The following is a 6,000-nucleotide window of genomic DNA, read 5'->3' on the forward strand; positions in this document are numbered from 1 at the left end:
CACGGTCGGTTTCCCCTGTCAATATGTCTGCCTTATGTGGCCGGTCTTCAAGTCATTCCGGAATACCTTCACAGTTCGGACCACAGAAAACGCAATTCAGTATCAACAAAACTCAAAACATCATATGTTTTCGAATTTCTTGAACTTATTACCCTGGACGCCGCATATGGGGCATCTATCCGGCGCTTTGCCGACAACAGTATGACCACAGACAGGGCAAATATGAACATCGCCGACCTCCATGTCCTGCCCCGACTTGGCGGAATCCTTTGCCTCTACGTAGAGCGCCGCGTGTATCTTCTCCGCCTCAAGGGCATAGTGCATGGACTTTACCGCTTTTTTCTCATCCTGCAATTCTGCAACTGTTTTATGCGACGGATACATCTCATTGACCTCGAACTTTTCTCCATCAATGGCGGTATCAAGGTTATCGATGGTGAGGTTGCTTCCATTCAATGCATTAAGGTGATTCGATGCATGAACCCTCTCTGCAAAGGCTATGGCTCTACAGGGTTTGTGAAGCACCTCTAATCCGTAATGACTCTCAATTAAATTTTACCTCACTATCCGCCCCTGTCAAGCCATCCGTTGATTTCATAAGATGAATTTTTGTTTCAGCAATTCGTTGAATTATGCTTCTTCATTCCGCATGCCTCAGAACTGCACCCGGCACAATGCCCTTTCTTCTTCCATAAGGGGCGGTATAAAAGATATACCGCCCCTGAGACGATTACTGCCATCAATACGATATCTCCTAACCCCATCTCAGCCTCCCATCCCTAACAATTTCCCGCCTTGATAGATCACTACCGCCACAACCCATGCAAGAATCGAATGGATGAGCACGGCCTGACCGTAAATCCTCCAGGTCCCGAACTCCTGTTTCATCGCTGCGGCGACTACCACGCACGGCCAGTAAAGAAGGACAAAAGCCATGAAGGCATAGGCGCTGAGCGGGCTGAAAACACCCTGTAACGCCTGCCTCAAAGGGGACCTTTCTTCTTTTTCTTCTTGCGATTCCTCAGAGGATAGACTTGTGATTCCAATCCCTGAAACTACGTTGACCACCGCATTCTTTGAGGCGTTTAGAAAGGACGTGCCCATCTTTTTCAAGTCGTCGATGAAAACAGGCGCTTCCTTTTTCTCCTCATTCTTGGGAACGTATATCTCTGCCATCGTCCCCACAACGATCTCTTTTGCGATTACGCCTGCCACGAGGGATGATGCAGCCTCCCATTTCCCGAATCCTGCTGGTTCGAGTACCGGGGCGATGACCTGTCCCATCTTGCCCAACAACGAGTCTCTTTTATTTTCGATTCCCCATGGAATGTTAAGGAGGAACCATACAAGGATGGAAACGGCGAAGATATAGGTCCCCGCCTTCACGACAAAATGCTTGAGCTTCTGCCATGTGTGGATCATGAGGTCTCTCGAAGTCGGGATCCTGTATGGCGGAAGCTCCATAATGAACATGGGCGCCTCTTTCTTGAACATGGTCTTCTTTAAGAGATAACCAAGAAGGATTGCCATGACGATGCCGAGAACGTACATCGACCAGAGAACCGTTCCTGCATTTTTTACAAAAAAGGCTCCTATGAATGCCACGTATACGGGAAGCCGTGCCCCGCAGGACATAAGAGGTATTAGGAACGCGGTAAGCTTTTTGTCCCTCTCACTTTCAAGGACCCTTGTGGCGTAAATAGCCGGGACGTTGCAGCCGAACCCCAGCAGCATGGGGATAAAGGACTTTCCGTGGAGTCCCAGGGCGTGCATAAGCCTGTCCATCACAAAGGCTGCCCGGGCCATGTAGCCGCTTCCCTCAAGGAAGGTGATGAAAAACATCATGGCGGCGATGACGGGGACGAACACGAGGACAAAGCCAACGCCGGCAATGACACCGTCGGTGGCGAGGGAATGTATCCAGCCGGGTGCATGAATGAAACCCAACATTGCATCGGCCCATCTCTTAAGCGGACCGGTCCTTGCGTCATCAATCCAGTCGGAAAAGGGTTTTGAAACATCAAAGGCGAGCTTGAAGACGAGCCACATCGCTGCAAAAAATATCGGGATGCCGAGAAACCGGTTGAGGACGATCTTGTCTATCTTTTCGGTCATCTCCATCTTCTTAATCTCCGGTCTTTTCAAAACCTCTCTCGCAAGACCCGCTGCCTGAGCATACCGCGCATCTGCCATCACCGATTCAATATCCTCGTCGTGGGCTGCCCGGAGGTGCCGGAGAGTTTCGCCAAGGAGACCGCTTTCGTCGAGACCGGTCTCTTCGAGAACATGCTCATCTCCTTCCATCAACTTGAAGGCGAGCCACCTTGGCGGGTATGCCGCCGCAACGGAAGAATGGTCTTTGAAAAGATGATTCTCCACAGCATGGACTGCTGCCTCTATGTCGCCGCCGTAATTAAGTCGTTTCGGCGCGTGAGCAGCCGGGTTACCGGCGATAAGGATCCCTGCTTTGACAAGTTCATCCATACCCACCTTTTTCGTGGCAACGGTGCAAACTACGGTGATCCCGAGTATTTTCGATATCGCCTTCGTATCGATCTTGTAACCCTTTTTCTCCGCCTCGTCGTAGATGTTCAGGGCCATTATGATCGGGATGCCGAGCTCCATCATCTGGATGGTGAGATAAAGGTTCCTCTCGAGATTGGTCGAGTCCACAACGTTAATGATGACATCGGGCTTATTGTGGACAAGGTAGTCCCGCGCAATGATCTCTTCCTGCGTATAAGGGCTGAGACTGTAAGTACCGGGAAGATCGACGAGTTTGATCTTCGTCCCTTCAAATTCGAAAAGGGCCTCCTTCTTTTCTACGGTCACGCCCGGCCAGTTGCCCACATGGAGCCTCGTTCCTGCAATTGCATTTATCAGGGTTGATTTGCCGGAGTTAGGGTTGCCTGCAACTGCAACGGTTATTGTCCTTGTTTCTGCACCCTTTTCTTTTAACTCTAAACTCTTAACTCCCAACTCTAAGCTCATTTCAGCACCTCCACTGCTATTCCTTCCGCTTCCTTCTTTCTCAGAGAAAGGTTATAGTTTTTTATTGTCACCTCTATGGGATCGCCCAAGGGCGCCACTTTCTCTACCTTTACTTCCTCTCCTATGAGTATTCCCATGTCCATAAGCCTTCTTTTGAGCGGACCAATCGCTCCCATTGCTGTTATTTTCCCCTTTTGGCCCGGCTTCAACATCGCTAAGTTCATCAAAACACCTCCTTACGCATTCTGAATGCAGGCGAAAGCCTATGCCTGCTGACTATTGTCTTTTCACCATTATCCTCATTGCCATACCGCGACCGATGGCGATCCTCGATTCGTCGATCTTCAGGAGGATAGGGCCTCGCCCCTCATTGTTCAGCATTTCCACGCTCTTCCCGATGCGAAGCCCCATATCCTCCGCATGGCATAATTGATTCCTGCTGGTTCCATGACAGACGCCCTTTTGTCCCTTTATCTCCACAATCACGGCCTTGTCGCCTCTGCTCAGAAGCCCAAGTGGTGCCATCGTCTTTTGTCCTCCTTTTTCATGAGACATCAAAATCTCCAGGTTATGCCGCCCCGGATGGAGATATCCATTTCGGGTTTTGTTAAGCCGCCCTTTAAGCCAAGACCGATATCAAGATTCTCTCTCAGAGAATAGATCAGTCCGCCGAGGATATATGCCAGCGGATTAGTCGACGCACTGTCAGGGTTGGTCGCGAGGCCGATATCCCCCACGAGCTTCAGATTCTTAATTACATCAACCGTTGCGGCAAAAGAGGCATGCCACAGGTCCTTCCTCTCGTCGACCTTATTGTCGTTCCTGACATAGGAGAGGTTGATGTGAAACGCCCAGGGATTCAGTTCCTTAGAGGCGATCAGGTTGAGGTAATAGGTCATCTTTCCTGCGCCGAGGCCTTTATCTTCATTGCCTGTGGGGATGGTGAGGCCCGGCTTCAGGGCGAGGCTCAACCCGTCCTCGTCATAGAACCGCCATTTTGCCTCTATAGCCATATCCCCCAGTCCGTCCCCTTTTATCAAGGATCCGGCACCGTCAGAGCTCCAGGCCTGATAGGGGATACTGATAAATGCTAGATCCAGCGTATCGATGAGCCCATACGTCAATGTTGCCGAGATGTCGCTGTTCTTTGTCGTAACCCGTCCTTCACGGTCATGTCCGTACTCCCCAAAGAGCTCGATCTGAACATTCCCTTTGCCCTGCGTGCCCGTATCATCCGTAATGAGGGGAATGGCAGCAAATGCCTCTCCTGAGTTAATCATAAAAAACAATACAACCCACAGAATCTTATTCTTTATTTCCGGCTTCTGAATCCTTTTCATCTTTTTTCTCCTTTCTTGACTCTGGACTCAGAGGCCGCTGGTCTTCTTGATTTAATATCTGTTTTCCCTGACACAACTTCTCAAAATCTGCCTTTACAAGAGGAATGATGCAAATCCTCTTGCAGCGGCGGCATTTGAGCTCTATGCCTCCGGTTGTTACACACGCCATGAGACTCCCGCATCCGCATCGTAATTGCCGCTCTCCGTCTGAGCATCTTTTCGATGGACGTCTTTTTTCACAAATGCTGTGATTCATCCTGAGCATCCTTGGATTCTCTTATGCCTTCTTAATACTGATATGCATTATCATTACTGGAGTAAAAAAAATTATCTACATTTACTGCACATGCCGTATATCTCCAGCTTATGCCTCATCGGAATAAAGTCGTTTGCTTCTGCAAGTTTGTTTTGAAGCTTTTCTATTTTTTCATCGTGAACTTCGATGAATTGTCCGCATTTCAGACAGACGAGATGGTCATGGTGCTCGTGGCCGACTTTCTGCTCATATCGTGTTTTCTGTTTGCCGATCTTTATTTCGTCGGCCAGGCCGCACTCACAGAAGAGACTCAGATTTCTATGGACCGTTGCATAGCCAATCTCTGGATGCTTCTTTTTTACTGCGTTAAATAATTCCTCAACCGTGATATGCTTGTTAGCAGACAGGAATGCATCAAGAATCACTTCCCTTTGCCTGGTATTGCGCAATCCTTTTTCTATTATGCAGTTTCTGAAAATGTCTTTTGCGTTGTTCGCACTCATAATGACATTACGATAATGATAATCACTATCAACATTAACAAATAGAAATTAATATGTCAAGCTTTTTTTCAACTCCCATAGCTGACCAGCTTGACCTCATACATCCTGGTCTGGGCAAACGAAAGTCTCAATCCTTTCCGACTATGATTTTGCGTCATTATACTTGCTGACGTTCATGAGCTCACATGATGCGCCTTTAACAGCCTTAAGACTTCTCTCGCGATTACGGGCGGGGTAAGAACGACGGCGAGGGCAAAACTGAATTCTTCAGCTCTTGCTTTTTCGATCCCCTCGTGGATATCGTTACCCCGGAACGGTTCCAGTTCCCGGACGAGTTTTGCTCTTCGCGCCCTAGCCCTGATCTGCCTGAGACTCTCTCCCTGATCGACTCCGTATCCTTCCAGCCGGTTATGTAAACATTCTCTCAGGCATAAACAAAACGCCGTCTCTCATAATGTGATAGGCTGCTCTCGACAATTTGTTTGCGAGCGCATTATAGGCAACCGGTTCGTTTGTGTACCTACGTTTCCGATCATAATAGGCCCTCGCTTCCGGGTCAAACCGCCGCGCAAGCTCTGCTGCCTCCGCATAAGCCCAGGACAGATACTTATTACCATTCTTCCTATTGGTGGTCCCTTTCTTCTTTTCATTGCTGAACCTCGCTGCCGGAACCATCTTCTTCGCAGTTATCACAAGTCGAAACTCTATGAGGAGTACGCCTGGAAATAGAAACCTCTGAAAAGATCTGAAGGCGTTTGTTTTGACCTGCAGAACTAAACCGCTTGCGCGGTGGTAACGAGTAGTCAGTCAGTTCCGAAAAAATAGACCTCTCTTTGTGTTGTCAGGCTTTGCCTGTTCAGTCCGCCCTTGCTGATCAATTCTTGTCATTTTACAATCTTCTTCTGACGGA

General features: G+C 48.8%; 7 protein-coding genes. All 7 read right to left on the reverse strand.

Features of this window, described 5'->3' with window-relative positions; translation table 11 throughout:
- Positions 1 to 120: 120 nt before the first annotated feature.
- Positions 121 to 525 (reverse strand): rubrerythrin family protein, encoded by a 405-nt coding sequence (locus VFG09_00555; GenBank protein HET6513627.1) that lies wholly within the window; start codon positions 523 to 525, stop codon positions 121 to 123.
- A gap of 240 nt (positions 526 to 765) precedes the next feature.
- Positions 766 to 2,991: a ferrous iron transport protein B gene (feoB, locus tag VFG09_00560; protein ID HET6513628.1), complete on the reverse strand. Its 2,226-nt coding sequence runs from the start codon at positions 2,989 to 2,991 to the stop codon at positions 766 to 768.
- The gene (locus VFG09_00565) at positions 2,988 to 3,215 is read right to left on the reverse strand and encodes a FeoA family protein (GenBank protein HET6513629.1); all 228 of its coding nucleotides are present in this window, start codon (positions 3,213 to 3,215) and stop codon (positions 2,988 to 2,990) included. Before VFG09_00565 ends, feoB begins: the two co-directional genes overlap by 4 nt.
- A gap of 52 nt (positions 3,216 to 3,267) precedes the next feature.
- A complete protein-coding gene (locus tag VFG09_00570) occupies positions 3,268 to 3,516 on the reverse strand; it encodes a FeoA family protein (GenBank protein HET6513630.1) in 249 nt (82 codons plus the stop codon).
- Between the two features lie 29 nt (positions 3,517 to 3,545).
- On the reverse strand, positions 3,546 to 4,331 hold the full coding sequence (locus VFG09_00575; GenBank protein ID HET6513631.1) for a transporter: 786 nt from the start codon (positions 4,329 to 4,331) through the stop codon (positions 3,546 to 3,548).
- A 327-nt stretch (positions 4,332 to 4,658) separates the two neighbouring features.
- The gene (locus tag VFG09_00580; GenBank protein HET6513632.1) at positions 4,659 to 5,090 is read right to left on the reverse strand and encodes a transcriptional repressor; all 432 of its coding nucleotides are present in this window, start codon (positions 5,088 to 5,090) and stop codon (positions 4,659 to 4,661) included.
- 408 nt (positions 5,091 to 5,498) lie between these two features.
- A complete protein-coding gene (locus VFG09_00585) occupies positions 5,499 to 5,783 on the reverse strand; it encodes a hypothetical protein (protein HET6513633.1) in 285 nt (94 codons plus the stop codon).
- Positions 5,784 to 6,000: the final 217 nt, after the last annotated feature.

The sequence above is a fragment of the Thermodesulfovibrionales bacterium genome (genome assembly GCA_035686305.1).
In the GTDB taxonomy this organism is placed as follows: Bacteria; Nitrospirota; Thermodesulfovibrionia; order Thermodesulfovibrionales; family UBA9159; genus DASRZP01.

Bases quoted from the DNA above. Each gene is read 5' to 3' on its own strand.
- feoB (HET6513628.1), bottom strand. From the start codon at position 2,991: ATGAGCTTAGAGTTGGGAGTTAAGAGTTTAGAGTTAAAAGAAAAGGGT.
- VFG09_00565 (HET6513629.1), bottom strand. From the start codon at position 3,215: ATGAACTTAGCGATGTTGAAGCCGGGCCAAAAGGGGAAAATAACAGCA.
- VFG09_00570 (HET6513630.1), bottom strand. From the start codon at position 3,516: ATGGCACCACTTGGGCTTCTGAGCAGAGGCGACAAGGCCGTGATTGTG.
- VFG09_00575 (HET6513631.1), bottom strand. From the start codon at position 4,331: ATGAAAAGGATTCAGAAGCCGGAAATAAAGAATAAGATTCTGTGGGTT.
- VFG09_00580 (HET6513632.1), bottom strand. From the start codon at position 5,090: ATGAGTGCGAACAACGCAAAAGACATTTTCAGAAACTGCATAATAGAA.